Origin of the sequence: Streptosporangium sp. NPDC000396, assembly GCF_042898655.1 — a bacterium.
Lineage (GTDB): Bacteria > Actinomycetota > Actinomycetes > Streptosporangiales > Streptosporangiaceae > Streptosporangium.
In genome coordinates this window covers 96,848-122,889 of the sequence record NZ_JBIAZA010000017.1, presented here as the reverse complement: position 1 = coordinate 122,889, position 26,042 = coordinate 96,848, and the positions used below count along the sequence as shown (strand labels likewise).

Below are 26,042 nucleotides of genomic sequence, written 5' to 3'. Positions count from 1 at the left end.
GGGCCCTGGGCCCCCCCCCCCCCCATTGGCCGGGCCCCCCCGCGCCCCCCCCTCCCCCCCCCCCCCCGGGGCGGGGGGGGCCCCCCCCCCCCGGGCCGGGGGGGGGGGGGGCGGCGCCCCCCCGCCCGTGTGCGCCGGGTCCCGCTTCTCACTGGCCTGAGCTTCACTGGCCTGAGCTTCTCGCCGGCCATGAGCCGAAATCATGATTTTTATGGTCGTGATAATTTTTGTGCATGCTGAGCCTGCGACAGCTCGAATATCTCGTCACGATCGTCGACCAGGGCTCCTTCACCAAGGCCGCCGAGGTTCTCCATGTCACGCAGCCGGCCCTGTCCCATCAGGTTCGAGCGCTGGAGCGGGCGGTCGGCGCGCCCCTGCTGGAGCGGCTGCCCCGCGCCGTTCACCTCACGGCGGCCGGGCGCGCGATGCTGCCCCACGCGCGAGCCGCCCTCGCCGACGCGGCCGGCGCCGTCTCCGCCGTACGCCAGACGGTCGGGCTGGTGCGCGGCGAGCTACGGCTGGCGGCGGTCTACTCGGTCAGCCTCGGGGTACTGCCCGCCGTGCTGAGAACATGGAGCCGGCTCCATCCGGGGGTCGACGTCAGGCTGTTCGAGCACCGGCACGCGGATGAGCTCGCGGAGGCGATGGCGAGCGGGCAGGCCGATCTCGCCATCGGTCCCCGGCCCGCGGCCTGGGCCGGGCCGGTGCACCCCATCGGCGTCGAGGAGTTCGTCGTGGCCGTCTCTCCCGACGACCCCCTGGCGGCCGAGCGGGTGACCGAGGTCGACCTCGGCGCTCTCCGCGATCGCCGTTGGGTCCACTACGCGCCGGACAACGGTCTCGCGGAAATCCTGGACCGTGTGTGCCTGGAGGCGGGCTTCCAGCCGAAAATCGCGGTCCGCACCGAGCAGACGGCCTCGGCGCCGACCCTGGCGGCCGCCGGACTCGGACCCGCGCTGGTGCCCGCGAACATCGTGCCGAAGGGATACGAAGGCTACACGCTCAGGCCCAGGCCCTCGGTGACCCGGGCCCTCACGGCTTACACGCGCACGGAGCTCGACGCTCTCAGCGACGCGTTCCTCTCCCTGCTCGTCGAGAGCGCGGCCGGGAGACTCCCCCGTCCGTGAGACGTCCGGGCGGCTTCCGGCCGCCTTTCCCGGAATCCTCCGCGGCCTTTCCCCGGATCCTTCCGCGGCGGAAGGCGGGCCCGACGGGGATCAGGGCGCGTCGTCACGTGGCGGGCTTCTCAGGGAGGCCTGCATCAGGATCCTGGTGAAGTCGGCGGGGGTGACCAGGCCGGTCACGTGCCCGTTCTCGACGACCAGGACGGCTGGTTCCACGGACAGATCCAGGATCCGCGCCGCCGGATCGTCAGGGGCGACGACATGATCCGACGGCAGCTTGCGAGCCAGCTGCGCGACATTGGTCTCGGCCCGCTGTTCCGGAGTGAGAGCGGAAATAGTCTCAAGTGAGACGGCGCCGACGGGCGCCCCGGAGAAGTCCACGACGGGAAAGACGCTCTGCCGGGACCGGAGCGCCACGGTGGCCACGAAAGCATCCACCTTGAGCCAGGAAGGGGCGAGGTCGGGGACGGATGTCATGACGTCACGCATCCGCAGGCCGGTCAGTCCGCTCCGGGCCGAACGGGCGAACGCCTCGGCGCGGGCGGCACCGGTCATGAACCATCCGATGAGCACCATCCACAGCCCGCCGACCGGTGACCAGACGACGGCCTGCAGCACGCCGGCGGCCACCAGGAACATGCCGAGCGACTGTCCCGCCTGCGCCGCCGTCCTGTCGGCGCGGGAACGGTCGCGATAGCGCCACCACAGGAACGCGTGCAGCACCCTCCCACCGTCCAGGGGCGCGCCGGGCAGCAGGTTGAACAGGCCGAGTACGGCGTTGACGAGGGCGAACCAGGCCACCGCCGACGAGATGAGCAGCGGGCTGTGCGGGACGAGCAGCACCAGGCCCGCCACTGCCGCGAAGGCCAGGCTGGTCAGGGGGCCGGCCGCGCTGATCTCCGCCTCCGCCCTCGGCGTACGGGCCTCACCGTCGAGCTCGGTGATCCCGCCCATCAGCCACAGGGTGATGGACCCCACCCGGACGCCCAGGCGGCGGGCGACCAGGGCGTGGGCGAGCTCGTGGGCCAGGAGCGACGCGAAGAACGCGCACGCGACCACCGCGGCGACTCCCCAGTACAGCCCCTGCGACAGGCCGGGAACCGCGGCCGGCAGGACCCCCGTCCCGAGGACGGCCATGATCAGCGCGATGACGAGGAGCGCGGACCAGTGGATCCCCACGGGAATCCCCGCCACGTTCCCCAAGCGCAGACTCGGCCTCATACTTCCACGATGGGACTTCCCTCACTTCCGAGTTAGAGCCGTTATGCCTGTTCAGGCGGGACTTTGGTCGCTCAGCACCGGAGCGGTGCGGTCATCGCCGCACGCCCTGCCGGTGATCAACCGCGCTCCCGGGCCCTGGCGCGCCGGCGCGCGATGGCACGGATCGTGAACAGCAGCACGACGGCGACCATCTGACCGCCCAGGACGATCCGGTTGACGTCGATCGCGGGCTTCCAGTGGACCTCGTCGTCCTTGATGACGAACACGCCGGCCGGCGCGGCGCCGAGGCCGAAGCCTCCGCCCGTTCCCTCTCCGGGCTGATCGCCTTCCTGCTTGCCGCTGCCTCCGCCTCCGCCTCCGAGGACACGGGCCACGGGGATGACCGTCACACCGCCCTGCGTGATCGGCTTTCCGAAGACACGTCTGACGGTGACGTCGTCCCACGCCTGCTCGATCATCTCCATGACACCCATCGACTTCGCCCTTCCGCCCGGGTGTTTCCCGTGCTGGACCATCGCCCTCCCTCCCCCGCACACGAGAGGAGCAACCGACGAACAACCCGAAATGACGGCCTCACAGCCGCCGTGAATCCAGCATCTCCTACATGACCGGACGCATGCCGACGATCAATGCCCCTCGGACGCGACAGGGGCGACCGGGGACGTGACCGGCCAGGCCGTCAGGTCTGCCTCGGCCGGCGCCACCGCTCGTCGGCGACGGCCCACGCCCTCTCCCACTCGGCGTCACGGTGCCGGTCCAGCAGTTTCCGAACGCCGGCCAGGCAGAGCATCAGGGCCGCCCCGGCCCAGCCCACCACGGCGATCACGACGAACGCGGCGTCCACGACCGTCTTCACGTGGTTCTGCGGGGGGGTCGTGAGCTTGCCGACCCCGTCGATCCAGATCTCGACGCGGGAACCGAGCCGCGTGCTCGGCGGGAGCATCACCTCACCCGTCCGCGGGCTTCCCCCCGAAGTGGTCCACCGCACCGTCTGCATCCGCCATCCTGAAGCGCGTGCCGACGACTGCGGCGTGTTCACGACCTCTGCGGCCACCGCCTGCCGGTGAGGCGGGCCGGCGAGCTCGGCCTGCAGCCCGTTCGCATAGACCTGACGCCCGAGTGCGACCGCCGGCCACAGCACGGCCATGAAGATCACCATGCTCACCAGCACGGCCACCGTCTCGATCCGGTCCGAGCGCCTGCGCAACGCGTTGCCGTCAAAGCGATGAAGACGCAGGCAGCGTATCGCCCAACGAGTGAAGGAACGCATCGGGCCACCTCCTGCCGGCGACATAGGTCTACATCTTCACATTTGAGCACATATGCCCTGAATACCAGAGTCTTTGGATGTGGCTCTGCCGGGACCTTCGGCCCCACCGCTCGCCGTACGACACCCGCTTCCTTCGGATTTCCTCCCATTTTCCTCCCACGCCGAAGGGATGTGGCCCGCGCCCGAGGTCCCGGCCGCGGCCCGCGTCCAAGGCTCCGGCCAGGACCCCCGCCGGCTGTAGGGGCGACAGTCCTCCCCGGAAGGGCATTTGGACCCTGGGGGCCGTCCCGGCGATGTCCGACGCTGCTTATATGAGACGAACCGCTTCCGGCGAGCCGGCGCCCCCGATGGACCGCGGGCTCTCGCCACCGCCGCGTTTCCGTGGGCCGCCTGGATGAACGACCCCTTATCCGGCCTGCGCGCACGTTTGGAGGCAGAGATGCATGTCCTCGTCAAGGACGTCATGACCCGGCGGGTGATCTCGATCAACGGGAACACCCCTTTCAAGGACATCGCCGAGGCGCTCATCACCCACGCGGTGAGCGCCGTACCGGTGGTGGACGGCGAAGGCCGAGTGATCGGTGTCGTCTCCGAAGCCGATCTCCTGCACAAGGAGGAGTTCAGGGAGCAGTTCCGGGGTGAGAACTACCAGCCGCCGCTGACCCGGCTCAACCGGCGGCCGAGCGCGGACAAGGCCAGAGGCGATGTGGCCCAGGAGTTGATGACCACCCCCGTGGTCACCGTCTCGATGGACGCGCCGGTGGTGATCGCGGGCCGCCTGATGGAGTGCCAGGACGTCAAACGGCTGCCGGTGGTGGACAGGCAGGGCCGCCTGGTGGGCATCATCAGCCGCCGCGACCTGCTCAAGGTGTTCGTCCGGTCCGACAGGGACATCGAGCGCGAGATCCGCGTGAACGTTCTGATGCGATCGCTCTGGATGGACACCTCTCGCGTCTGTGTCACCGTCGACAACGGGGTGGTGACACTGAGCGGGCGGATGACCCTGCACAGTGACGCCCAGATCGCCCTGTGGATGGCCCAGCAGGTCAACGGGGTCGTCGATGTCCTCGACCATCTCACCTGGGACCGGGACAACATACCCGCCTGAGCGGTGCCCGGCGGCCGAAGGCATGCCCCGAACGGATGCCCGGCGGCCGAAGGCGTGAACGGCCGGGAGCTCTCCGGCTCCCTCACCCCCGCAGCCGGCACAGCCACTCGTGGTCGCCCTGCAGGTCGAGACGGCGCCGGTGGCGGGACTGCCCGTCCTCCTGGCTGCGGTGAGCCCGCATCGCACGCTTCTGCACGGTCCGATCCACGTTGACGCAGATATCCGGACGGGCCGGGTTGTCATAGCCCAGCAGCCGGGCCGGCGCCGCCGGGAGAGTCCATGCCAGAACCGGGATCCCCAGAATCCGGCCCGCGTATGCGGCCGCGTGCGCGGCCCATTCGTCGCCGGGGCAGTCCTCCGCGCCGATGGGATCGATGGTCAGCAGCAGATCCGCCCCGAACTCCGTGACCGCCCGGGTGACGCATTCGGCCAGGCGGCGCAACGGGATCTGGTCGAGCAGGCCGTCGGGGAAGTCGGCCATGACGACATGGCTCACGCCCAGGACGGATGCCGAGACCTGCGTCTCGCACGGCCGCACCGAGGCCAGCCGCTCGGTCGTGGAATTGTACGGCGAGGCCTCACCACGGGTGAGGATCAGCACGCTGATCTGGGCACCGTCACGGAGAAAGCCCTCCAGGACGGCTCCGAGCGTGGCGGCCTCCTCACCGGGATGGGCGACGACGGCCAGAACGTGCCGCGCCTTGGGCAGCCTGTCGTCCATGGGTTCGATCGGGCCGGCCTGGGCCGGAAGAGTGATCGGCGTACCGATCGTCCGCGCGCTCATCGATCCTCTCCTGACTCGTTGTCGACACTTCGAGCATCGGCCAGAGGTCTCTCCTTTGAGCAGCGACAAAGGTCCCTCTCCTTGAGGACTTTCGCCGCATAAGGCGTCACATGAGTTGTGAGCGTTCTCACGCGCCACGCGATCGACCAGGGACCTTGGTCCCTAGCACCCGGTGCCACAGGGCATTAGCGTTCAAGGCATGATTCGCGTGTTCCTCGTAGACGACCATGAAGTAGTGCGCCGGGGCGTCGCCGCCCTGCTGTCATCCGAGGACGACATAGAGATCGTCGGTGAGGCGGGAACCGCGGAGTCGGCCATCGCCCGCATTCCGGCGCTCAGGCCGGACGTCGCGGTGCTGGACGTGCGCCTGCCCGACGGCAACGGGGTGGACGTCTGCCGGGAGGTCCGCTCCAAGATGCCGGAGCTGGCCTGCCTCATGCTGACCTCCTTCGCCGACGACGACGCCCTGTTCAACGCGGTGATGGCGGGCGCCTCCGGTTACGTCCTCAAGCAGATCCACGGTTCGGACCTGATCGGCGCCGTACGAACCGTGGCGGCCGGCCAGTCACTGCTGGACCCGCAGACCACCGCCTCCATGCTGACGCGCCTGCGTGAGCAGGCCACCAAGAAAGATCCGCTCGCCGCCCTGTCCGACCAGGAGCGCCACATCCTGGAGCTGATCGGCGAAGGCATGACCAACCGGCAGATCGGCGAGGAGCTCTACCTCGCCGAGAAGACCGTGAAGAACTACGTCTCGAACCTGCTGTCCAAGCTGAGCATGCAGCGCCGTACCCAGGCGGCGGCCCTGGCCGCGCGCTTGAAGGCCGATCGACCCGAATGAAGGGACCTTCGGCCCTTATCCCGGACATGAGGGGTCGGCGAGCCTTGGGGATATGAAAGTCGATTCAGCCGGGCTGCATGTGCTCTCCCGAGAGGAGTGCATCATTCTGCTGTCCTCGACACCGATCGGGCGGATCGTCTTCACCGACCGTGCTCTTCCCGCGGTGCAACCGGTCAACTTCTGCCTCGACGGCGAGAACATCATCATCCGCACCACCACGGGATCCAAACTCGCCGCGGCCACCCGGCACACCGTGGTGGCCTTCGAGGTCGACGACTTCGACGTGCAGGCGCGCACGGGCTGGTCGGTCACCGCGGTGGGACACGCGCGAGCCGTGGACGACTCGGCGGAGATCGCCCGGCTGTCGGCTCTGCCGCTGACGGCGTGGGCGCCCGGGGGCCGGGATCACTTCATCGTGATGCAGACCGAGCAGATCTCCGGCCGCCGTATCCAGCGCTAGTTCGCCTACCGAGGTCACCCCGGCGATGCCTCGCCGAGCGGGACGCTCCACGTCAACCGTGTGCCGTCCCCCGGGGACGACTCGATCTCGAAGGAACCGCCGAGTTGCAGAGCTCTCTCCTGGAGGTTGCGCAGCCCACTGCGCCTGCCGCCCTCGGACAGCCCGATCCCGTTGTCCCGCACGACGAGGGTGAACCGGTCGTTGTTCACCTCGGCCCGTACGTCGGCCTGGGAGGCCTTGGCGTGGCGCACGATGTTGGACAGCGCCTCCCGGAGAACGGCCAGCAGATGCTCGGCCACCTCGGGCGGCACCTTGCTGTCCAGCGGCCCCTCCAGGGTCAGGCCCGGCATGAAGCCCAGATGGCCGCGCGTGTCCTCCACCAGGGCCACGATCTGGGCGCGCAGGCCGGCATCGCCTTCCTGGCGGGAAGTCTGCAGGGCGAAGATGGTCGAACGGATCTGCCGGATGGTGCCGTCCAGCTCGTCGATCGCGTTCTGCAGGCGAGAGGAGGCCTCCGGCCGGTCGACGAGCCGTGCGGTGCTCATCAGCGTCATGGCGACGGCGAACAGCCGCTGGATGACCACGTCGTGCAGGTCCTTGGCGATCCGGTCGCGGTCCTCCAACAGCCCCAGCCGCTCGGCGTCCATCCTGCTCTCGGCCAGCTCCATGGCGATCGCCGCCTGCCCGGCGAAGGCGTGCAGGGTGCGCAGCTCCGCCTCGCTGAACGGGATGCGACCCGAGCGCTTGCCCAGTGACAGCACCCCGCGCACGGCTCCCGCCGCACCGATCGGCACCGCGGCCACGGGCCCCAGCGACGCGTACCCGGCGATCACAACCGGCACCTCGGCCTCGACCGCGTCGGTCACCATGAGCGGCTCGCCGCTGGTGAACGCCCGGCCCGCGAGACATTGCGCTACAGGAGTCTCCACGGGAGCCGCCCGGCCACCGGCCACCCCGTCGGCGATGATCACCTGGAGGACCCGCCTGGCCTCGTCGGGCAGCAGGACCGCCACGATGTCGGCGCCGGCCATCTGCCGCGCCCGCCGCGCTATCAGCGTGAGCACCTCCCGCGGATCGGCTCCCGACAGCAGGCTGGTGGTGACGTCCGAGGAGGCCTGCAGCCACACCTCGCGCCGCCGACTCTCCTCGTACAGCCGGGCGTTCTCGATCGCCACGCCGGCCGCGGTGGCCAGCGCCACCACGATCGCCTCGTCCTCGGCGTCGAACTCCCCTCCCCCGCGCTTCTCGGTGAGGTAGAGGTTGCCGAACACCTCGTCGCGCACCCGGACCGGCACCCCGAGGAACGACCCCATCGGCGGATGGCCGGGCGGGAAACCGTAGGATTCCGGGTGGTCGGAGATGTGCGCCAGCCGCAGCGGCCGCGGTTCCTTGATGAGCAGGCCCAGCAGGCCCAGCCCGTGGGGCCAGTGCGCGATCCGGGCGATCTCCTCCTCGCTCAACCCCACCGGGACGAACTGAACGAGTGTGTGCTCCTCGCCGATCACCCCCAGCGCGCCGTAGCTGGCGTCGACCAGGGTGGTGGCGGTCTCCACGATCCGGCGCAGCACGGTCTCCAGATCCAGGTCGCTGCCCACCGACACGACCGCCTCCAGCAGGGCGTGCACGCGGTCCCGGGTGGCCAGCACCGCCTCCAGCCGGACGTGCAGCTCCGACAACAGCTCATCCAGCCGCATGTGCGGTACCAACGCGCCAGGCTCGATCTCCCCCATGTAGGAAAGTCTCGCATCAAGGCATCCGAGCCCTCACTTCTCGTCCCGCCACCGGCGCGAGCCGCCCAGCCGGGTGCCCTCGGCCGTCAGAGATCTCAGCCGTCAGAGAGCTCGGCGGCCGGAGAACTCGGCAGTCAGAGATAGAGCGACGGGAGCACGGTCATGTCGTCGACCCCGAAGGTGAGGTCGTCCTTCACCTCCAGGACCCCGTCGACGCCGTGAACCGCCGCGACGGCCTGAACGATCTGCGAGCGCCTGGGGACCTGGCCCATCAGCGTGACGACGCCCGTCTCGACGCCGACGGTCAGTTTCGTGGAGTCGACGTGGAGCCGCTCCAAGGTCTCGGCGATCTCCCGGCGGATGTCCTCGGCCGGACGCCGGAAGATCTTGAGCAGGTCGCTCTGGTGGACGGTACCCGTGATCTTTCCGGTCACCGGGTCGACCACGGGCAGTTGCTTGATCCGGTTCCTGTGCATCAGCTGGGCCGCGTCCCGGACGGGCGTTTCCATCGTCACCGTGATGGCGGGGCTGCTCATGATCTCCCCGGCCGTGCCTCCCGTGGCCTTCCGGCGCTCCTCGCGCCGTCTGCGGCCCCCGAGGAAGCCGTCACCGTGCCCATGCGAGGCGGTCTCCTTCAGCAGCAGGTCGTCCTCCGAGACCACTCCCACCGGGCGCCTGTCACCGTCGATCACGGTCACCGCGCCCACCTGGAAACGCCGCATCACCTCGACAAGATCGGCGAACGTCACGTCGGGCCGAACCGCGATCGCCACCTGGTTCATGACCTCGTTCACCTTCATCCCCATGACGACCTCCTTCCTCTCACCTCTCATCTGCCCTCTCATCTGCTCCTCCGCGAGGATCCGTGAACGCCCTCATCTATGAGGATCTGTGAACGGGACCGGTCCGATCAGCGCCGAAGGTCCTCCGCGTGAGGGACTTCCGCCCCCATTCCGGCACGCACCCCGGCCGGGGAGGCCCGTTCCTCACCACCGGGAGGCGAAAGGGCCGGCCGGTCCCTCGCGGGTACGCACCGGAGTCCTCTTGACGACGGCCTGCCACAATCACACACGGTGGGGCCTGAGCGCCTCCCGCGAACGCGACACGGGGTAGAGAGGTGATCATGGCAAAGCCTCGGGTGGACCGTCTCCCCTGGCGCCTGCTGCCCGGGGCCGCCGTCCTGGCCCGTTACGAGCGCGGCTGGCTGCGTGGTGACCTGCTTGCCGGGGTCACCGTGTCGGCCTACCTGATACCCCAGGTCATGGCCTATGCCACCGTCGCGGGACTGCCACCGGTGACGGGGCTGTGGGCGATACTGGCGCCCCTGGCGCTCTACACGCTGCTCGGGTCCTCTCTGCACCTGTCGGTCGGCCCCGAGTCGACGACCGCGCTGATGACCGCCGTCGTCGTGGGGCCGCTCGCGGCCGGCGATCCGGCCCGATACGCGCGGCTGGCGGCCGCACTGGCGGTCATCGTCGGGCTGCTGTGCCTGGCCTGCTGGGCGATGAGACTCGGATTCGTCGCCGACCTGCTGTCCAAACCGATCCTGGTCGGCTACATGGCCGGGGTGGCCCTGATCATGATCGTGGGGCAGCTGGGCAAGCTCACCGGCGTGCCGATGAGCGGGGAGAGCTTCTTCCCGGAGCTGATCTCCTTCCTGAGCGCCCTGGACCACGTCCACGCCGGGACGCTGCTGCTCGCCGGTGTGATGCTCGTGTTCCTGTTCGTCATGCAACGGTTCCTTCCCAGGGTGCCCGCCCCGCTGCTGGCCGTACTGCTGGGAACCGCGGTCGTGGCGGCGTTCGGGCTTGAGCGGTATGGCATCCGGGTGGTGGGCGCGGTCCCCTCCGGGCTTCCCACGCCGTCGCTGCCGGACGCCGGTGACCTTCGCTCTCTCCTGCTGCCGGCCGTCGGCCTGCTGCTCGTGGGCTACACCGACAACATCCTCACCGCCCGCGCCTTCGCCGCCCGGCACGATTACGAGATCGACGCCAACCAGGAGCTGCTCGCCCTCGGCGCGGCCAACATCGGCACGGGCCTCACCCGGGGCTTCCCGGTCAGCAGCAGCGGCAGCCGCGCCGCGCTCGGCGACGCCGCCGGCAGCCACACCCAGCTGTACTCCCTCGTCGCGCTGGCGTCAGTGACCATGGTTCTGCTCTTCGTGGGACCGCTGCTGGCGCATTTTCCGGCCGCCGCCCTGGGCGCCATCGTGGTCTACGCCGCCATCCGGCTGATCGACGTCCCCGCGTTCCGCCGCCTCGCGGCGTTCAGGCGCAGCGAGTTCCTCCTCGCGCTCGGCGCGCTCGCCGGAGTGCTCGCCTTCGACATCCTGTACGGCGTGCTGGCCGCGGTCGCCCTGTCCGTCGCCGAGATGCTGGCCAGGGTGGCCAGGCCGCACGACGCGGTCCTGGGGCTGGTGCCCGGCCTGGCCGGAATGCACGACGTCGACGACTACCCTCAGGCCCATACGGTCCCGGGGCTGGTCGTCTACCGCTACGACTCGCCGCTGTTCTTCGCCAACGCCGAGAACTTCCGCCGCCGCGCCCTGGCCTCCGTCGACCAGAACCGCGACCAGGTGGCCTGGTTCGTCCTGAACACCGAGGCCAACGTCGAGGTCGACATCACCGCCCTGGAGGCGCTCGAAGCGCTGCGACGCGAGCTGGAACGCCGGGGCATCGTCTTCGCTCTCGCCCGGGTCAAACAGGACCTCATGGTTTTCCTGGACGCGTTCGGCCTGACCGCCTCTATCGGCGAGGAGCACATCTTCCCCACCCTTCCCACCGCCGTCGCCGCCTACGAGCAGTGGCGGCAGCAGCACCCCCCGCCTCCGGGGGCCGCACCGGCATGAGGCCGTGCCGAGGCCGGACGCGGGCCGGCCCGGCACCGGCTGCGTGATCACTTATCGCTTGGCGAAGCGCCCAACTGACCCGCTTGACCCGCTGGACTCACTTGGCCCGCCTGAGCTGTTTGATCTGTTTGATCCGGGCTCGTGCGAGGCGTGAGAAGGTTCCGCAGGCTCTCGGGCGTGGCGGGCTGCGGCAGAGCACCCGCCATCCGATCGAAGAAGCGCAACATCTCGACCGGGAACGGCATCACCAGAGTGGAGTTCCTTTCCGCCGCGACCTCCACGACGGTCTGCAGCAGGCGCAGCTGCATGGCACCCGGCGTGTCGTTCATGATGGCCGAGGCTTCGGCAAGCTTCCGGGCCGCCTGGAACTCGCCATCCGCTGTGATCACACGGGCGCGGCGCTCGCGCTCGGCCTCGGCCTGGCGTGACATCGAACGCTTCATGGTCTCGGGGAACTGCACGTCCTTGATCTCCACGCGATCGATGTGGATGCCCCACCCGAGGGCCGGACTGTCGATCATCAACTCCAGTCCCTCGTGAAGCCGCTCACGGTTGCAGAGCAGATCGTCCAGCTCGCTCTTCCCGATGATCGAGCGCAGTGACGTCTGAGCCACCTGGCCGACGGCGAACAGGTAGTCCTCCACCTCGATGGCCGCCCTCATGGGGTCCACGACGCGGAAGTAGACGACCGCGTCCACCTTGACCGAGACGTTGTCGCGGGTGATGCCCTCCTGAGCGGGAATCGGCATCGTGACGATCTGAATGTTGATCTTTCTCATCCGGTCGACGATCGGGATGAGGATCGCAAGCCCCGGCCTGCGCGGAAGGGTCTGCGCCCTGCCGAAACGGAAGACGATGCCGCGCTCGACCTGATTGACGACGCGGGCTCCGCCGAGCACGATCCAGGCGATGAGGATCCCGGCGATCCCGTACAGCCCGTAGAGGATGTTCATCAACATGTCCACTCCCTTCGGCGCCCCTGCGGCCGGATCCCAGCCGCGCACCCGTCCCGCCCTGGGGCGCCCCGCGAATGCCCACCGGCCGGCGAGCGTCAGTGGCCCGTGACGGGCCTCGTTCCCGTCGTCGCGACCGGCAGGTGCTCACGGATGAGCAGCCAGCTCGCCAACAAGATCCACAACCCTGCCAGGAGGCCGGGCACAGATCTCACCAGCGCGCCGTCGGGCGCCAGCGCGCCGCCCGTGCTTCCCACCGCGAAAGCGGCCAGCACCCTGATCACGGCGACGAGCGCGGCGAGCCAGGCCATCCACGCCGGGAACACACGCGTACGCATGATGACCACGGCCGCGGCCCCGAAGGGCACGGCGACGGCGATTCCCGCGATCGCGCCCATCACCGTCAAGGCCGTGTAGGGGCCGGCGGCGATCGCCAGAAGAGCCCTGTGCATGGTCATCGCATAGGTCATCCCGGCGAACACGGCTATGCCGACGAACCCGATGGCGGAGACGAGAATGTATCCCGCGAACACCAGCGCGGGCGCGACACCGGTGCTGTCCGCACGCCGGAAGACAGTGGCCAGCGTGACGCCGAACCACAGGAACAGCGCCACCGCGATGGCGTAGAGCAGGGAACCGGCCAGGACCTGGGTTCGATGCTGGGACAGATACGCCGCGATCGCCGCCGTGGATTGCGCGACCTTCGGCGCGTCTCCCATCACGAGCCGTCCGATGATCGCGAACACCAGCGCGCCGATGCCTGCCAGTCCACCCCATGGGATCTCATGATTTTCTTTCACTTCAATCCCCCCAATGTCGAGGCTTCGCCGGCCGCAACAGCACTTCTAGGGTCAAAAGTCCTGAATTTCACGGCCTTCGGGCACCATCGGTCACCCCGGCCACAGACCCGTCGCGGTTCCGTCCCCGGCCATGAAGGGATCCCCATGGTGCGCGAGTCGTGTGCGCCCGCGACGGCTCGTCCGGCCGGAAGCAGGGACGCGAACGATTCACCGGCTATGTGCCGCCCCAGGGATTCGAACCCTGACTGTCCGTGACCTGAACACGGCGCCTCCTGCCAAATTGGGCTAGGGCGGCTGGGCCGTACGGCGCGCGCGGCCGTACGGCGCAAAGCTGGCAACGAGACTCGGAAACCGCTCTTCGACCATGGCGGGGCCGTGTGCGGTCCTGTTCCCGGAACATGGCTCAGCCCGCGAGCCCCCGGCCCCGACCGGGCGCTCTTACGCTGAGCCGCGTTCCTTCTGGCGTCCGGCCCGGTTGGCGTGAGCCGTACCGGACGCGCGTGGGTCCGCTGACCTGGCGGGGGTCGCCACTCCCCTCGCCGAGTCCCGGTCCCATGGCCCTCTTCTCACAGGGCAGAGCCGCAGCGGGGACTCGAACCCCGTCCTGCTGGGTGGAAGCCAGCCGCCTTACCGGTTCGGCTTCTGCGGCGTGATTTTCTCCGGCTCAAACGATCCGAGCGGGAGATTCACATTTGATCGATCTGAAGAGCGTTTATTCTCCCACCGGCCCGTCATATGTGACCCGTTAAATTGAAGAAGCCGCCTGCGAGTGACTTCCCGGGGCGGCCTGGTGATATCCCTGACGGGGTTACCCATCTGCCTGCCCAGGGGTGAGGTCACCGCCGACCGGCGCGGATCGCCGGTGGCGCCGCCACCGCAGTGCCGTCATGGCCTCATGGTTCATGGAAATCCTTAGTCGACAGGTCGTTTCGGCGGCGGATCGCCGTTGTCGTTCCGCCCTGATCACCGTCTACGGTAGCCCCGGCCCCCATCGGACGCCACGCATTTAACCGGCCCGTCGGTCGGACGACACGTTTTACCGTTCCCGTCATTTCAAGAAGGCTTTTCCAACACGGCGGAGCCCTTCCACCCGTGCCGGTGGAAGGGCTCCGGCTCAGGGGTCAGCCCGGGGGGAAGTTGCCGTTCTTGGCGACCGGCAGGGCCAGCTGGCTGGCGCCGGTGAGGACGGCCTGCTCCACAGGAAGACCGGCGAGGACGGGGTTGATGTGCCGCAGGGTCAGCGAGACCGTGGGCAGGGCCGGGGTGACGAGGTCGAACTTCTCCAGGTCGATCCACCGGACGATGTTGAACACTGCGCTCGGGATGGTGTCGCCGGCCTTCTGCACCGGGACGCACAGCTGGCGGGCGTAGAGAACCTGCGCGCCGTGCGTGGGGATCATCGGGGTCAGGACGGGGTTGAGCTGGCGCAGAGACAGCTGCTGGTTCAGCGGGTTGTTGGGGGTGATGCCGTAGCACTTGAGGTCGACATGGCTGACGAGCGACAGCACCTCGGGGGGCGGGACCACGTTGTTCTTGATGACCGGCACGCACAGCTGCTGCGGGCTGTTCATGGAGATCTGCGTGCGCGGCAGGTTCTGGAACAGCGGGTTGAGGTGGCTGAGCACGAGGCCCGCGTTCACCGTGGCGCCGGAGATCCTGTAGCAGGACAGGTCGATGTACTTGATGAAGTCGAGCGCGGGCGACGGCGGCACCTGGGTGTTCTTGGCGACCGGGACGCACAGTTGCTCACGCTGGCCGAGGGTGACGGTCTCGATCGGCAGGGTGCTGAGCACGGGGTTGATGTGCCGCAGCGTGAGCGTGGTGGCCGGCGGCTGGTACGGGCTGGTCTTGAAGCATTCGAGGTCGAGGAAGGCGGTCAGATCCTTCGGTGTGGGCAGCGCGAGGGCGGCGGCGGGCGGCACGCAGAGGAATGCCACGGCGAGCACCCCGACGGCGGCGGCCGCGAGGCGCCTGAGCATCGATTTTCTACGCCCGTGAATTCCGGTTACGGCTGGTTCCATTGTGGCTCCAAAATCTGGGGCAGGCCTCCTTTGCCACCGAGTGTGTGCCGCCATGGCCGGACTTACAATATCGCCGGCCACTTTTTGTCTCGCTCGAAATTCGGACCTGCGGGCCGGGGAGTTATTAACGGCATGAAAGCATTGCCGGTTCGCCGAAAATCGATGCACGGCGGCTTTTTTGAGGATTTATCAACCTGCTGACGCAGGTCATCAGAGGTGCGCACCGGGGCGGGCCGGAAAAGGGCTCAAGAAACAAAGAAACAGCAGAGGTCCACAACCCGGAGCCGAAGAGTGTGTCTTGTGAACATGTCAGGCGCGTTACGCCGGTCCTAACGTGCGCTGGCAAGGGCAAGTGATCCAGGTCACAGAGGAGCACACCATGGCCGTATCCCCTCCAGCGCGGCTGTCACGAACCGTCCAGGCCCTCCTGCTCGCGATGATCGGGCTGCTCGGCGCGACCACGCTGACAGCTCCCGCGCGGGCGGCGTCCCTGATCCCGGTCGACTCGTTCGGCAGCAATCCCGGCGACCTCTTCATGTACAGCTACCGGCCCGACGGGCTGGCCGGTGGCCGCCCGCTCGTGGTGCTGCTGCACGGCTGCACACAGAACGCCGGCGCCTACTTCGCCGATTCGGGATGGCGCAAGTATGCCGACCAGTGGGGCTTCACCCTTGTCGTGGCGCAGACCAGCGGCGCCAACAACGCCGCAAGCTGCTTCAACTGGTTCGAGACCGGCGACACCACTCGTGGCCAGGGCGAGGCGGCCTCGATCCGCTCCATGGTCGGCTACGCGATCGCCACCTATGGGGCCGACCCCGCGCGCGTCTACGTCAGCGGGCTGTCGGCGGGTGGCGCCATGTCCGCGGTCATGCTCGCCGCCTATCCGGACGTCTTCGCCGCCGGCTCGGTCGCGGCCGGGCTGGCATACCGCTGCGCCGGCAACCGGACCCAGGCGTCCGTCTGCCAGTACAACGCCGTCGGCAAAACCCCGCAGCAGTGGGGTGACCTGGTGCGCGACGCCCACCCCGGATACTCGGGACCGTACCCGCGTGTCGCCATCTGGCAGGGCCTGTCCGACGGCACGGTCATCCCGCCCAACGCCGGGCAGTTGCGGGACCAGTGGACGAACGTGCGGGGAGTCCCGCAGACTCCCACCTCCACGCGGACTCTCCCCGGCGGCACCTCGCTGAAGGTGTACGGCGACGACGACGTGCGCCTGTACGAGATCACCGGAATGGGACACGGCCTGCCGGTCGACCCGGGCAGCGCCTCCGACCAGTGCGGCACCACGGCGCCGTATTTCCTGGACACCATCTGCTCGGCCTACTACGACGCCCGGTTCTTCGGCCTGAACGACGAAGTCCAGCCGACTCCGAGCCCCACACCGACCCCGACCTCACCCCAGACCTGCGTGTCGGCGAGCAACTACGCGCACACCACCGCGGGACGGGCCCATCAGTCCGGCGGCTACGCCTACGCCAACGGATCCGGCGACGCCCTGGGTCTGTGGACCACCTTCATCACCCACACGCTCAAGCAGACCGGCTCGAACCACTGGGTCCTGGCCGACGGCCAATGTTAGAAGCCTCGCGGGGCGAAGACCCGCGCCAGGCGCGGGACGGCCTTCGCCGCGACTCCGATCAGCGGCTCGGCCGCATGAAAAATATTCGAATTACGACAAAGTGGAATTTATACGGAGCATGTCGTCATCGCGGAGGTCTCCCTCAAGTCACAACATGAGCCGCGAAAGGTCGGGACAACTTCGAGATTTGTCCGATACGCTACCCGGCATCCAGGTAGCGCATTGATCCAGGCACCTGTCGCGACAAGTCCGCCCTGACTCAGAGGACCGACGATGACCGATGGCGAGAACGGGACCTCCTCGCCACAACAAGGATCTTCGCCACCCGAAAGCCGCAATACAATAAAAAGAGGCATATTTGCACCAGTTGGGGCAGTTATTGTAGGTGTCGCAACGGTTTACGCCGCCTACGTAGCACACCTTGATCGCTACGACCCGCTGGACAGGCCCGGCAAACCCGAGGCTTCGAAGGCGGCCCTTCCCCTGCAGGTCATAGCCAACGCCTGCGTGGACGGCGACCTCAGCCTGTCGTGCCACGACAAGGCGACCGCAACGGATCTGGCCCGTATCGCAACCCAGATCCAATCGTTCCCTCAGGTTTCCCGGGTGTGGGTCACCAGCCCGGAGGAGAGTTTGAACAATTTTCGCGCGACCATCGCCCCGACCTATCCGATGCCGAAGTTGTCACGTGACGACTTTCCCACCGTCTTCACCATCGAGACCACGGACCCGGAAGGGTGCGAGGCCGTTGCCGAGGAGATCAAGAAGATTCCGGGGATAGCCTTCGCGAACAAGAACTGCGCATCCCCGAAATAGACCTTCACGTTTCCCGCCCTCCTGCGCAGGACGACGGTCCCCGGCCGGGCGAGAACGCCCGGCCGTGAGTCCTGCCGGCTCCCCTGACGGTTCCGGCCGGTGTGGTGCCCGCGGCGCTGGGCAGGTCTGCTCGTGCGGAGCCGAAACCCGGCGAAACCAAACCGGCGAAACCGAACCGACGGGACTGAATCGTCATGATGCTGGTGGGAACATCCGGCTGGCAGTACGCCGACTGGCGCGGGGTGCTGTATCCACCCGGCCTGCCGCAGCGACTGTGGCTGGAGCAGTACGGCGAGCAGTTCGAGACGGTCGAGAACAACAACACCTTCTACCGGTTGCCGGCGCGCGAGACGTTCGAAAACTGGAAGGTCCGCACACCGAGCACGTTCACCATGGCGATCAAGGCGAGCCGTTTTCTCACCCACGTCAAACGGCTGAGGGATCCGGAGGAGCCCGTCGAGCGCCTGCTGGCGGCGGCCGGCGGCCTGGGCGCCAAGCTCGGGCCGGTCCTCCTGCAGCTTCCACCGACGCTGAAGGCTGATCCTGAGCTGCTCGCCAGATGCCTGCGCCGCTTCCCCGCCCGCGTGCGCGTCGCCGTCGAGCCGCGGCACGCGTCCTGGTGGAGCGACCCTGTCCGCGAGGTGCTGTCGGAGTACGGCGCGGCCCTGTGCTGGGCCGATCGGCTCGGCCGCCCGCAGACGCCCCTGTGGCGGACCGCCGGATGGGGTTACCTGCGCTTCCACGAGGGCCTCGCCGATCCCCGGCCCTCGTATGGCGACGACGCGCTTCGTTCCTGGTTGCGCCGCCTGGGCGAGGCGTGGGACGACCGCTGTGACGTCCATGTGTACTTCAACAACGATCACGGGGGCGCCGCGGTGCGGAACGCCACCCGGTACGCGGAACTCGCACATGCCGAGGGGTGGCCCGTGAGCCGTACGCCCGCCGGGATCCCGGCGCGTCCAGGGGCGGCGGGCACTCGGCGGTAGTCGCCCGATCCCGTGCCCGGCCGCGAAATCGCGATCGCGGCCGGCGACGACGCTGAGACCCGGCGGCCGCGACGGGCGCGGCCCCGGGCCAGCCGTCACCGGGCGGGTGAGCCGATCCGCCTCCACCGGTACGTCATCACGTGACCCCAAGTCCTGCGATCTCAGGTGATGTGATCGCCATGCCAGGACGCCCGGACCAGCGCCCGCTCGGTGGCCCGGAGGTGGACGGCGGCGGCGAGCCACACCCAGGCGTACCGGTCACCGTCGGAGTCCGCCAGACGCCCGAACACGTCACGGGCACGGCGGTCGGCCTCCGCGGTGAGCGCGGCGACCAGCTCGGCGGCCGTCTCGAACCCGGCACGGCGAAGCGGAGCCCGCTGGGCCTGGCAGTCGCCGCTACGCGCGGACTCGGCGACCGCCCGCCGTCCGCCGGACACGGCCAGCTCGACCAAGCGTCGCACCCGCCAGAGGGGCGAGCCCGCCAGGGGGTCCGCGTCGGCCCTTTCCTCCCACGGCGAGCACGCCTCGCGCGGCGGGAGGTGGGAACCCTGCAGGCGGTCATAGCCGAGGTCGGCACGATCCAGCCACTCGGGCGGCAGGCGAAGCGTGAGCTCGGCGCCTGGGACCGGCCCGACCGCGAGCGGGCGCAGGGTGGCCGCCCGGTCGGGATCCAACCGGCCGATCACCCGCACCCGCAGGCCGGGGCGGGACGCGAGCTGCCGCAGGTTGGCGACATGGGCCAGATCGGGGTGGGAGTTGGCCGGTGCGAGCCGGATCAGCGGCCCCTGTGGCCCCACCATCGCCGCCTCAGCCGGAACTTCGGCTTCCCCGGAACCGCCTGCTTCCCCGGAACCATCGTCTCTCCCGGAACCACCGGAACCGCCAGCCTCCCCGGAACCATCGACGCTCCCGGAGCCATCGCCTCTCCCGGAATCGCCGGAACCCCGCAGTTCCCGGGCGAGCACCCGGTCTCCTTCGGCACCGACGATCACCAGGTCACATCCGACCGGCTCTCCCACCGCCTCCACGGCCTGCGAATCGCTCCAGGCGTTTCCCGAGAACCTCTCGTCGGCCACCTCGGCGAGCGGCCGGGCGAACAGGGCGGCCAGCGGCCCCTCCGACCAGGGCAGGCCGGCGACGGGGTTGGCTCGCACGCCCTTGCCGCTCCCCAGACGTCCGTCGGGTGAGATCGTCGTACCGGAGATCAACAATCCCCGGCGAGCCAGCTGGGCATGGCTCAGGGCCGCCGCGCCGAGCGTGACCGTGGCGGTGCCTGCGCCGCGGGCACGGGCCGGTCCCCCGGGTTTGACGTCGGCGACGGAGAACCAGCGGCCGTCGTCCGTGATGAGGTGGGTGACCACCCCGCCGTAGCCGGTGGCGCTGATCACCGGCTCCCGGCAGACCCCGTACACCCGCAATCCTTCGCCCGGCCGGTAGGTGCGGCGGGTCGTGCCGACCAGGGCCGGATCGGGGTCGCCCTCCGTGAGCCTGCCCGAGATCAGCAGGAGCTCGCACAGCGCGGAGACCAGATCGGCGAGGCGGTGGCTGTCATGACGCGCGCGGGCGGCCCGCAGTCCCCGGACGACACGCAGGGCTGCGGCCTCGGCTTTGGGCAGACCTGCCAGCCTGGCGGTATGAGCCGCGCGGAGCAGCTCCGCCTGCGGCACCGCTCCGGCACCGGGCACTCCGCCCGCGAGCACGGCCGCCGCGGCACCCCACAGCTCGGCCGCGGCGGCCACCTGACCGGATGTGGGACCAGGACTCGCCGCGGGGGTCGCGTCGGCGGGCTCGGCCTGAACGACGGGCCCGGCCGCGGCCACCTGACCGGACGTGGGACCCGCATCCGTCGCTGGGGTCGCCGCGGCGGGCTCGGCCGCGGCGACGGTGCCCGCTTCCGGGACCGTGTCGGTATCGGTGCCGGTGCCCGCGTCCGTGTCCGCGACCGGGCAGGCGCTGAGAACGGCCGCGCGGTGCAGGCAGCGTGGTGCCAGCAGGCAGCTGCACCGTGCCGCGCCGGGGTCGGCGACCGCGCCCGACGGTCCCGGCGTGAGGGTGACCGCCGCGTCCTCGCCCCAGCTGACGGAGACCGTCTGCCCTTCGACGGTGACGGGTAACCCGGCGCAGCGCTCGACGGCCGCGTCCAGCTTCTTGCGCAGCCGGGGTGTGAGGTCCTCCACGGCCGCGGCGGCCACGTGCGGCTCCACCGGCGGTAACTGCACGGCGGGGGAAACGGCGGAGGCGGGGAGATTCAACGGGCTTCTCCTCGGAGGCGGTCGCCCACCCAGCGGGCGAGGGCGAGCGGGCTGAGTGCGGCGACGGGCATGCCGGCCGCGACGAGTTGCTCGGCGACGGGCACCGAGTAGCGGGGGGCTCCGGTGTCGTCGAGGGCGGCACAGCCCAGCAGGTGTACGCCGGAGGAGACCAGTGAGCGGACCTCTCCGAGCAGTCCTCCGAGCGGGTAGCCCTCCTCGAAGTCGCTGACCACCACGACGAGCGTGCGGCTCGGCACGGTGACCAGAGAGCGCGCGTGGGCGAGTCCCGCGGCGATGTGGGTACCGCCGCCGACCTGCACGTCGAGCAGCAGGGACAACGGGTCGGCGACCTGGTCCGTCAGGTCGATCACACGGGTGGAGAAGGCGAGGAAGTGAGTGGAGAGCGTGGGCACGCCTCCCAGGACCGCCGCGGTCAACGCGGACCAGATCACCGAGGCCTCCATCGAGCCGGACACGTCGACCACGAAGATCAGTCGCCAGTCGGCCTCATTGCGGACCCGCGTGTTGAAGATCGGCCGCTCCGGGACGACGAGGATCCTGCCGTCATCGGTCCGGCGCGTGTGCGCCAGATTGGCCCGAAGGGTGGCGGGCAGGTTGAGCCGGCCGCCGGGGCGGCGGGTCGGGCGCGGCGTCGCCAGTCCGGTCAGTGCGGGACGCAGCCGGGTGGCGAGCTCGCGGGCGAGCTCGTCGACCAGGCGGCGGACCAGCGGCCGCAGCCGGGAGAGCTGCTGCTCCGGTAGCCCTCCCGCCAGGGAGAGAACCGAGGTCAGCAGCTCGACCGATGGGCGCACCGCATCCGGGTCGATCACGGTGAGCACGTCGGTCCGCCCGGCGTCGGCCGCCCGGGCCAGTACCTCCTCGCACACCTCGGCTCCGAACAGGGCGTCGAGCTCCTGCGACCACTCGCGGGCGGTGGGGAAGGAGGGTCCCTGACCACCGCGGTCGCACGGCGCCTGCCCGAAGTCGGTGGCCCCCTCTCCCCGTCCCGCCCCGTAGAGTTCGTCCAGGGCGTGCGCGTAGCGCCGGGCACCGGAGGGAAGCCGTTCGGTCTCCCTGCCGAGCAGCAGGCGCCACCGGTCCGCCGGAGAGAGCCGACGGGGAGCGGCCCGCTCCCCCGCCTGCTCCCCTTCCTTCTCCGTTTGCTCCCCTTCCTTCTCCTCCCGCGAGGTCTGGAGATCCGGCCCTGACATCTGGGGCGGTTCGGATGACACGGGTTCGGACGACACGGGGAGAAGCTCGGGCACGGGAAGCCGCAGGGCGTTCAGGGCGGCCAGACCGGCGACGTCCGCGGCGGTCCAGAGTGCCAGGAGCCCGGGCGGGGCGCTCAGCGCCAGGTCGAGCCGGTCTCCGAGGCGATCGGTCACGGCCCGCAGCAGCCGGTCGCGTCCCGCCGGGGCGAGCGTGTCGAAACCACCGCGCAGCGCCGGAAGCCGCTCCAGGAAGCCCTGGTCGGTGAGGCCGTCGATGCGGTCCAGCAGCGGGTCGAGAGCCGCCGTGGCCGACTGCAGAAGCGGGCCCGCGGCGGCGAGCAGGCCGGTGAGGAGGCGGGAGAGACGGTGACGCCCGTCCGGGCCGACGGCGGTGTCGACCCATCCGGCGGCACGGGCACCGAGGGTGTGGGGCGTGTCCAGGTCGAGCAGGACCCGGGCCGCCAGCGCGGCTCCCTGCATGAGCGGAGAGCCGGTGTGCGCGAGAGTGCCCAGCGCGTCGTCCATGCGCAGGCCCAGCCGGTGTTCACTCGCCCGGGTGACGAGCGCGATCAGGGCGGCGGCGTCCTCCGGCCGGTCGCTGCCGGTCAGGCCGGGCAACCCGCGGACGGCCGCCTCCAGCAGGGTGCCGGCCAACTCTGCGGCCTGTTCCCGGCTTTCGCCCGTGGTGCCGGGAAGGTGCTCCCGGCGCAGCGCCTCCAGCAGGTCGAGAGCCTGGAGGAGGTCGGAGAGCCCCGCGGTGGCGGGGAGTACGGCGGTGGCGTCCGCGAGGCGGTCGGCGACCAGGTCGGGAAGGTCGCAGACGGCCGCGGCGCGCAGGCTCGCGAGGATCAGCTCGCAGGTGGGACCGCCTTCTGCGGACTCGCGGCGGAAGGTCTCGCGCAGCGTCCCGGCGGCGGCCAGAGCCGCGGTGACACCGCGGGTTCCCGCCAGGTCGAGCAGGGCGGGGACGGAAGGGGTCCACGACAGCTGCCACCGGGTGGTGAGCGCGGTCGCGTCGCCCGTTCCGGTCACCTCGATCCGCTGGCCGTACCCGACACCGCACACCAGCAGGCGTTGCAGCAGGATCTCGCGCTTGCGGTCCAGGTCGGAGCGGAGCGGGTCGAGCCGCACCTCACGGGGGTCGGGACTCTCCGGGCAGGGCAGCCGCAACTCCGCGAGTTCGGCCTCGACCGCGGGGCCGAGCCCGGAACGGGGAGTCCCGGGCACCGTCCTGCCGCGATCGGCGCCGACGAGAACCGTCTCCAGGGCTCGGGCGAGTGCCCGGCCTCGCCCCAGCGGCTCGCCCTGGCCGAGCACGGTCGTCACCGCTTCCAGCAGCTCGCCGCGTCCCGGCGCGGGCAGCCCCCGCAATCGGGCCAGATCGCAGGCGAGCCGCAGCGTCTCCGCCGCCTCCCCTGTGCCGGCGGTGTGCCCGGCGCCACGCAGCTCCCGGCACAGGTCGGTGATCGCCCGGGCGGCGGCGTCCCTGATCTTCCCGGGGTCGCCACCGGCCGTGAAGACCGCTTGCTGCCAGCGCGGATCGCGGATGCCCGACGGATATCCGGACCGGGAGTCGAGCAGGTCGAAGGCGTAGGGAACAAGCGAAGTGGCGGACGGAGGGGCGCCTTCGCCGGACGGGACGGAAGCGCCGTTGCCGCATGCCGGTGGATCGACCAGCGCGGGAGCGTGGAAGGCGCCGACCACCGCGGCCGTCCTCCGGCCACCGGCGGCGGCTCCGGCCAGCACCTCGCGCATGTGCGCCTCGCGGGCCAGGTCCCTGGGCGGCACGCCGCCAGAGGCTTCCGCGTCCCGGCGCAGCGCCCAGCCCACGCCCAGTGCCGCACGCCGTACCGCCTCGGGCGAGCACCCTGGAGCGAGTACTTCGACGGCACGATCCCACATGTCGTCCCCGTCCCGGCCCGTGCAGGAAGCGGCGAGTGCGTCGGCGAAGGCGTTCCCTCTGGTGGGGATCGCCGCGCCGACCGGAGACGGAGACGACTCCGCTGGGGACTGGTGGGGGCGCGCCAGGCCGTTCTCCGACCAGGCCGGGGCGGACAGGGGAAGGTCGCAGCAGAGCACCTCGACCCCGCGTTCCCGCGCCCAGCGGATGGCGGCCAGCTCGGGTGAGAAGTCCGCGAAGGGATAGAACCCGAGCCTGCCGTCCTCACCCGTCCCGGCGAGGGCGACCGGCGCGAGGGTGGCCGGATCAGCCAGGTGGGCCAGCCACGGCTGGAAGTCGGCGGGCAGCTCGACGCAGACGACCTCCGCTCCGGCCTCGTCCAGCAGAGCCGGGACGACCGCCGCCAGCGCGGGGCTGTGGTGACGCACGCCGAGCAGGTACGGCTGCGCGGAGCCGGCGAGGGCGTTCACCGCCTCCCGAGGATCACCGAGAGCGGCACTCGCATCCTGGGCGTGCGCGTTCTGGGTGGCCACGAGCGGAACGCCTGTTTCCCGATCGTTCGTCAACGCAGGTTCTCCCGCAGGTCCCAGAGCCGGCGCCACATCGCGGAGCCGTCCTCGGCGCGGCGTCGCACCGGTCCGTCCCAGTAGCCGAGGAGCCGCGCGTGGTCGGCCGGGTCGTCCTTGCGGACCACGCCGAGCAGGTGCCCGGGCATCAGGTCGAGGACGTCCCCGCCGGGCAGGTAGGCCGCCGCCACCCCGAGAGAGGCGGCGACCTGCACCGCTTCGGCGGTGGACATCACCGTTCCCGGCCGCTCCACGTCCCAGCCCTCGGCCGAGCGGCCGGAGCGCAGGTCGCGGAAGACGGTGACCAGCGCGTCCAGCACGGCGTCGTCCACGCCGAAGGCGGCACCGGCCCGCTGCACCACGGCGGTGGCCTGGTTGCGTACCAGGGTGGTCTCGGCGTCGGGGTCGGCGATGGGGTGGACGGTTTCGAAGTTGAACCGGCGTTTGAGCGCCGCCGACATCTCCGAGACTCCCCGGTCACGCAGGTTGGCCGTGGCGATCACGGTGAAGCCGGGAGCGGCCGCCACCAGGGCGTCGGCGGTGCCGGCGAGTTCGGGAACGCTGACACGCCGATCGGACAGGATCGACACCAGGGCGTCCTGCACCTCGGGCAGGCAGCGGGTGATCTCCTCGACCCGGGCGACACGCCCGGCGCGCATGGCGGTCAGCACCGGGGAATCGACCAGCGCTTGGCGGCTCGGTCCCTGAGCGAGCAGCAGAGCGTAGTTCCAGCCGTAGCGGAAGGCGTCCTCGGTGGTGCCGGCGGTGCCCTGCACGGTGAGCGCGCTCGTGCCGCAGACGGCGGCGGCGAGCAGTTCGGAGAGCATCGACTTGGCGGTGCCGGGCTCGCCGACCAGCAGCAGGCCGCGTTCACCTGCGAGGGTGACCACACAGCGTTCCACCAGGGCGCGCTCCCCGACGAACTTGGGGGCCACCACGAGGCGGGCGGGCAGTTCGGGGCCGTCGCCGGTCGTCGCCCGCCGGGTCTTGGGCAGTTCCAGGGTCTCGCCACCGCTGCCGCAGACGAACGTGACCACCGCCCGGGGAGTCAGGGCCCAGCCGGGCGGGCGAGGGCCGTCGTCGTGGGCGGCGAGAAAGGCGAGCTCGGTGGCATACCGTTCCTCGGCCGGCAGCGCCTGCCGGTTCGCGGGAGCCGGAGGAGCGGGGATGGCCGCCGCCTGTTCTGTCATGGTCATGGAAAAGTCCTCTGATCTGTCGGGCCCGCACCAGGGCCCGTCCGAGACGGACCCGGGCATGCGAACCGGGGTCGTATCTGCTGTCCTGCCGGACCGCGCCCGGTCCCGTCCGAGACGAGCCTGGACATGCGAACCGGAGGCGTGCCTACCGCCTGCCGGACCGTTTCAGGCCTCGAGGCGGCGCTGAAGCCGGTGGACACCCTCGGAAAGGGATCGGCGGGAAGCCTGCGGGAGGTGAGCAGGCGCGGCGGGCGGCCGGGCCGGCGCCGCACCTGCTTTTCGAAGAGTCCGTGTCAGGGTGTGTTCCGGGGACCTTCCCGCCCGCCGCCGTCGCCCGGACGGCGCCCGCGGCGGGGGTGAAGATCCACCGGAC

The 26,042-nt window shown here is 70.2% G+C and carries 20 protein-coding genes and 2 tRNA genes; 8 read left to right on the top strand and 14 right to left on the bottom strand.

Translation table 11 applies throughout. From position 1 onward, the window contains the following. The first annotated feature begins 233 nt into the window (after window positions 1-233). Window positions 234-1,127 (top strand): LysR family transcriptional regulator, encoded by an 894-nt coding sequence (locus tag ACFY2X_RS26815; RefSeq protein WP_389942727.1) that lies wholly within the window; start codon window positions 234-236, stop codon window positions 1,125-1,127. Window positions 1,128-1,217: 90 nt separating this feature from the next. On the opposite strand, the gene ACFY2X_RS26810 is transcribed toward ACFY2X_RS26815, so the two are convergent. The 3 genes from ACFY2X_RS26810 to ACFY2X_RS26800 all read right to left on the bottom strand — a co-directional run bounded on the left by ACFY2X_RS26810 (window position 1,218) and on the right by ACFY2X_RS26800 (window position 3,615). Further along, window positions 1,218-2,345 carry a site-2 protease family protein gene (locus ACFY2X_RS26810; protein ID WP_389942724.1) on the bottom strand — a complete coding sequence of 376 codons (1,128 nt, stop codon included), beginning with the start codon at window positions 2,343-2,345 and terminating at the stop codon, window positions 1,218-1,220. 116 nt (window positions 2,346-2,461) lie between these two features. Continuing rightward, the gene (locus ACFY2X_RS26805; protein WP_389942721.1) at window positions 2,462-2,818 is read right to left on the bottom strand and encodes a spore germination protein GerW family protein; all 357 of its coding nucleotides are present in this window, start codon (window positions 2,816-2,818) and stop codon (window positions 2,462-2,464) included. Between the two features lie 206 nt (window positions 2,819-3,024). Next, the gene (locus ACFY2X_RS26800; protein WP_389942718.1) at window positions 3,025-3,615 is read right to left on the bottom strand and encodes a hypothetical protein; all 591 of its coding nucleotides are present in this window, start codon (window positions 3,613-3,615) and stop codon (window positions 3,025-3,027) included. Window positions 3,616-4,054: 439 nt separating this feature from the next. Here ACFY2X_RS26800 and ACFY2X_RS26795 point away from each other — a divergent pair, with 439 nt between their 5' ends. Further along, window positions 4,055-4,723: a CBS domain-containing protein gene (locus tag ACFY2X_RS26795; protein ID WP_389942715.1), complete on the top strand. Its 669-nt coding sequence runs from the start codon at window positions 4,055-4,057 to the stop codon at window positions 4,721-4,723. An 82-nt stretch (window positions 4,724-4,805) separates the two neighbouring features. Here ACFY2X_RS26795 and ACFY2X_RS26790 read toward each other — a convergent pair whose 3' ends face one another. Next, a complete protein-coding gene (locus tag ACFY2X_RS26790; RefSeq protein ID WP_389942712.1) occupies window positions 4,806-5,507 on the bottom strand; it encodes a PIG-L deacetylase family protein in 702 nt (233 codons plus the stop codon). 199 nt (window positions 5,508-5,706) lie between these two features. On the opposite strand from ACFY2X_RS26790, the gene ACFY2X_RS26785 reads away from it, so the two are divergent. Then, on the top strand, window positions 5,707-6,348 hold the full coding sequence (locus ACFY2X_RS26785) for a response regulator (protein WP_389942709.1): 642 nt from the start codon (window positions 5,707-5,709) through the stop codon (window positions 6,346-6,348). Window positions 6,349-6,400: 52 nt separating this feature from the next. Then, window positions 6,401-6,808 carry a pyridoxamine 5'-phosphate oxidase family protein gene (locus ACFY2X_RS26780; RefSeq protein ID WP_389942706.1) on the top strand — a complete coding sequence of 136 codons (408 nt, stop codon included), beginning with the start codon at window positions 6,401-6,403 and terminating at the stop codon, window positions 6,806-6,808. A 14-nt stretch (window positions 6,809-6,822) separates the two neighbouring features. Here ACFY2X_RS26780 and ACFY2X_RS26775 read toward each other — a convergent pair whose 3' ends face one another. Both ACFY2X_RS26775 and ACFY2X_RS26770 read right to left on the bottom strand, forming a co-directional pair. Beyond that, window positions 6,823-8,538: a GAF domain-containing protein gene (locus ACFY2X_RS26775; protein ID WP_389942703.1), complete on the bottom strand. Its 1,716-nt coding sequence runs from the start codon at window positions 8,536-8,538 to the stop codon at window positions 6,823-6,825. Window positions 8,539-8,672: 134 nt separating this feature from the next. After that, the gene (locus tag ACFY2X_RS26770; protein ID WP_389942700.1) at window positions 8,673-9,344 is read right to left on the bottom strand and encodes a CBS domain-containing protein; all 672 of its coding nucleotides are present in this window, start codon (window positions 9,342-9,344) and stop codon (window positions 8,673-8,675) included. Between the two features lie 317 nt (window positions 9,345-9,661). Between ACFY2X_RS26770 and ACFY2X_RS26765 the strand changes: the two genes are divergently transcribed. Then, window positions 9,662-11,386, top strand: coding sequence for a SulP family inorganic anion transporter (locus ACFY2X_RS26765; RefSeq protein ID WP_389942697.1), 1,725 nt, complete (start codon window positions 9,662-9,664; stop codon window positions 11,384-11,386). Window positions 11,387-11,433: 47 nt separating this feature from the next. Here ACFY2X_RS26765 and ACFY2X_RS26760 read toward each other — a convergent pair whose 3' ends face one another. The 5 genes from ACFY2X_RS26760 to ACFY2X_RS26740 all read right to left on the bottom strand — a co-directional run bounded on the left by ACFY2X_RS26760 (window position 11,434) and on the right by ACFY2X_RS26740 (window position 15,118). Next, entirely contained in the window at window positions 11,434-12,285 is an 852-nt protein-coding gene (locus ACFY2X_RS26760; RefSeq protein ID WP_389942694.1) for a slipin family protein, read from the bottom strand. Between the two features lie 152 nt (window positions 12,286-12,437). Then, window positions 12,438-13,139, bottom strand: coding sequence for a hypothetical protein (locus ACFY2X_RS26755; RefSeq protein ID WP_389942692.1), 702 nt, complete (start codon window positions 13,137-13,139; stop codon window positions 12,438-12,440). 219 nt (window positions 13,140-13,358) lie between these two features. After that, a tRNA-Leu gene (locus tag ACFY2X_RS26750) sits at window positions 13,359-13,434 on the bottom strand. Window positions 13,435-13,716: 282 nt separating this feature from the next. Continuing rightward, window positions 13,717-13,788 (bottom strand) — tRNA-Gly (locus tag ACFY2X_RS26745). A gap of 472 nt (window positions 13,789-14,260) precedes the next feature. Continuing rightward, complete coding sequence (locus ACFY2X_RS26740) at window positions 14,261-15,118, bottom strand: hypothetical protein (RefSeq protein ID WP_389942689.1); 858 nt, start codon at window positions 15,116-15,118, stop codon at window positions 14,261-14,263. Window positions 15,119-15,539: 421 nt separating this feature from the next. Here ACFY2X_RS26740 and ACFY2X_RS26735 point away from each other — a divergent pair, with 421 nt between their 5' ends. The 3 genes from ACFY2X_RS26735 (at window position 15,540) to ACFY2X_RS26725 (ending at window position 18,544) form a co-directional block, all read left to right on the top strand. Next, window positions 15,540-16,742 carry an alpha/beta hydrolase family esterase gene (locus ACFY2X_RS26735; protein WP_389942687.1) on the top strand — a complete coding sequence of 401 codons (1,203 nt, stop codon included), beginning with the start codon at window positions 15,540-15,542 and terminating at the stop codon, window positions 16,740-16,742. 273 nt (window positions 16,743-17,015) lie between these two features. Continuing rightward, a complete protein-coding gene (locus ACFY2X_RS26730; RefSeq protein ID WP_389942684.1) occupies window positions 17,016-17,558 on the top strand; it encodes a permease-like cell division protein FtsX in 543 nt (180 codons plus the stop codon). A gap of 197 nt (window positions 17,559-17,755) precedes the next feature. Further along, window positions 17,756-18,544: a DUF72 domain-containing protein gene (locus ACFY2X_RS26725; protein WP_389942681.1), complete on the top strand. Its 789-nt coding sequence runs from the start codon at window positions 17,756-17,758 to the stop codon at window positions 18,542-18,544. A 161-nt stretch (window positions 18,545-18,705) separates the two neighbouring features. Here the strand turns inward: ACFY2X_RS26725 and ACFY2X_RS26720 are convergent, their stop codons facing one another. The 3 genes from ACFY2X_RS26720 to ACFY2X_RS26710 are packed head-to-tail and all read right to left on the bottom strand — an operon-like array spanning window position 18,706 to window position 25,669. Beyond that, window positions 18,706-20,796 carry a hypothetical protein gene (locus ACFY2X_RS26720; protein WP_389942678.1) on the bottom strand — a complete coding sequence of 697 codons (2,091 nt, stop codon included), beginning with the start codon at window positions 20,794-20,796 and terminating at the stop codon, window positions 18,706-18,708. Next, the gene (locus tag ACFY2X_RS26715) at window positions 20,793-24,473 is read right to left on the bottom strand and encodes a DUF5682 family protein (RefSeq protein ID WP_389942675.1); all 3,681 of its coding nucleotides are present in this window, start codon (window positions 24,471-24,473) and stop codon (window positions 20,793-20,795) included. Before ACFY2X_RS26715 ends, ACFY2X_RS26720 begins: the two co-directional genes overlap by 4 nt. Beyond that, window positions 24,470-25,669, bottom strand: a complete 1,200-nt coding sequence (locus tag ACFY2X_RS26710; protein ID WP_389942672.1) for an AAA family ATPase — start codon at window positions 25,667-25,669, stop codon at window positions 24,470-24,472. Before ACFY2X_RS26710 ends, ACFY2X_RS26715 begins: the two co-directional genes overlap by 4 nt. Window positions 25,670-26,042 lie beyond the last annotated feature (373 nt).

Coding starts and splice junctions, on each gene's coding strand:
- ACFY2X_RS26800 (WP_389942718.1), bottom strand. CDS start 3,615: ATGCGTTCCTTCACTCGTTGGGCGATACGCTGCCTGCGTCTTCATCGC.
- ACFY2X_RS26810 (WP_389942724.1), bottom strand. CDS start 2,345: ATGAGGCCGAGTCTGCGCTTGGGGAACGTGGCGGGGATTCCCGTGGGG.
- ACFY2X_RS26790 (WP_389942712.1), bottom strand. CDS start 5,507: ATGAGCGCGCGGACGATCGGTACGCCGATCACTCTTCCGGCCCAGGCC.
- ACFY2X_RS26785 (WP_389942709.1), top strand. CDS start 5,707: ATGATTCGCGTGTTCCTCGTAGACGACCATGAAGTAGTGCGCCGGGGC.
- ACFY2X_RS26770 (WP_389942700.1), bottom strand. CDS start 9,344: ATGGGGATGAAGGTGAACGAGGTCATGAACCAGGTGGCGATCGCGGTT.
- ACFY2X_RS26735 (WP_389942687.1), top strand. CDS start 15,540: ATGGCCGTATCCCCTCCAGCGCGGCTGTCACGAACCGTCCAGGCCCTC.
- ACFY2X_RS26740 (WP_389942689.1), bottom strand. CDS start 15,118: ATGCTCAGGCGCCTCGCGGCCGCCGCCGTCGGGGTGCTCGCCGTGGCA.
- ACFY2X_RS26815 (WP_389942727.1), top strand. CDS start 234: ATGCTGAGCCTGCGACAGCTCGAATATCTCGTCACGATCGTCGACCAG.
- ACFY2X_RS26805 (WP_389942721.1), bottom strand. CDS start 2,818: ATGGGTGTCATGGAGATGATCGAGCAGGCGTGGGACGACGTCACCGTC.
- ACFY2X_RS26730 (WP_389942684.1), top strand. CDS start 17,016: ATGACCGATGGCGAGAACGGGACCTCCTCGCCACAACAAGGATCTTCG.
- ACFY2X_RS26725 (WP_389942681.1), top strand. CDS start 17,756: ATGCTGGTGGGAACATCCGGCTGGCAGTACGCCGACTGGCGCGGGGTG.
- ACFY2X_RS26795 (WP_389942715.1), top strand. CDS start 4,055: ATGCATGTCCTCGTCAAGGACGTCATGACCCGGCGGGTGATCTCGATC.
- ACFY2X_RS26710 (WP_389942672.1), bottom strand. CDS start 25,669: ATGACCATGACAGAACAGGCGGCGGCCATCCCCGCTCCTCCGGCTCCC.
- ACFY2X_RS26775 (WP_389942703.1), bottom strand. CDS start 8,538: ATGGGGGAGATCGAGCCTGGCGCGTTGGTACCGCACATGCGGCTGGAT.
- ACFY2X_RS26780 (WP_389942706.1), top strand. CDS start 6,401: ATGAAAGTCGATTCAGCCGGGCTGCATGTGCTCTCCCGAGAGGAGTGC.
- ACFY2X_RS26765 (WP_389942697.1), top strand. CDS start 9,662: ATGGCAAAGCCTCGGGTGGACCGTCTCCCCTGGCGCCTGCTGCCCGGG.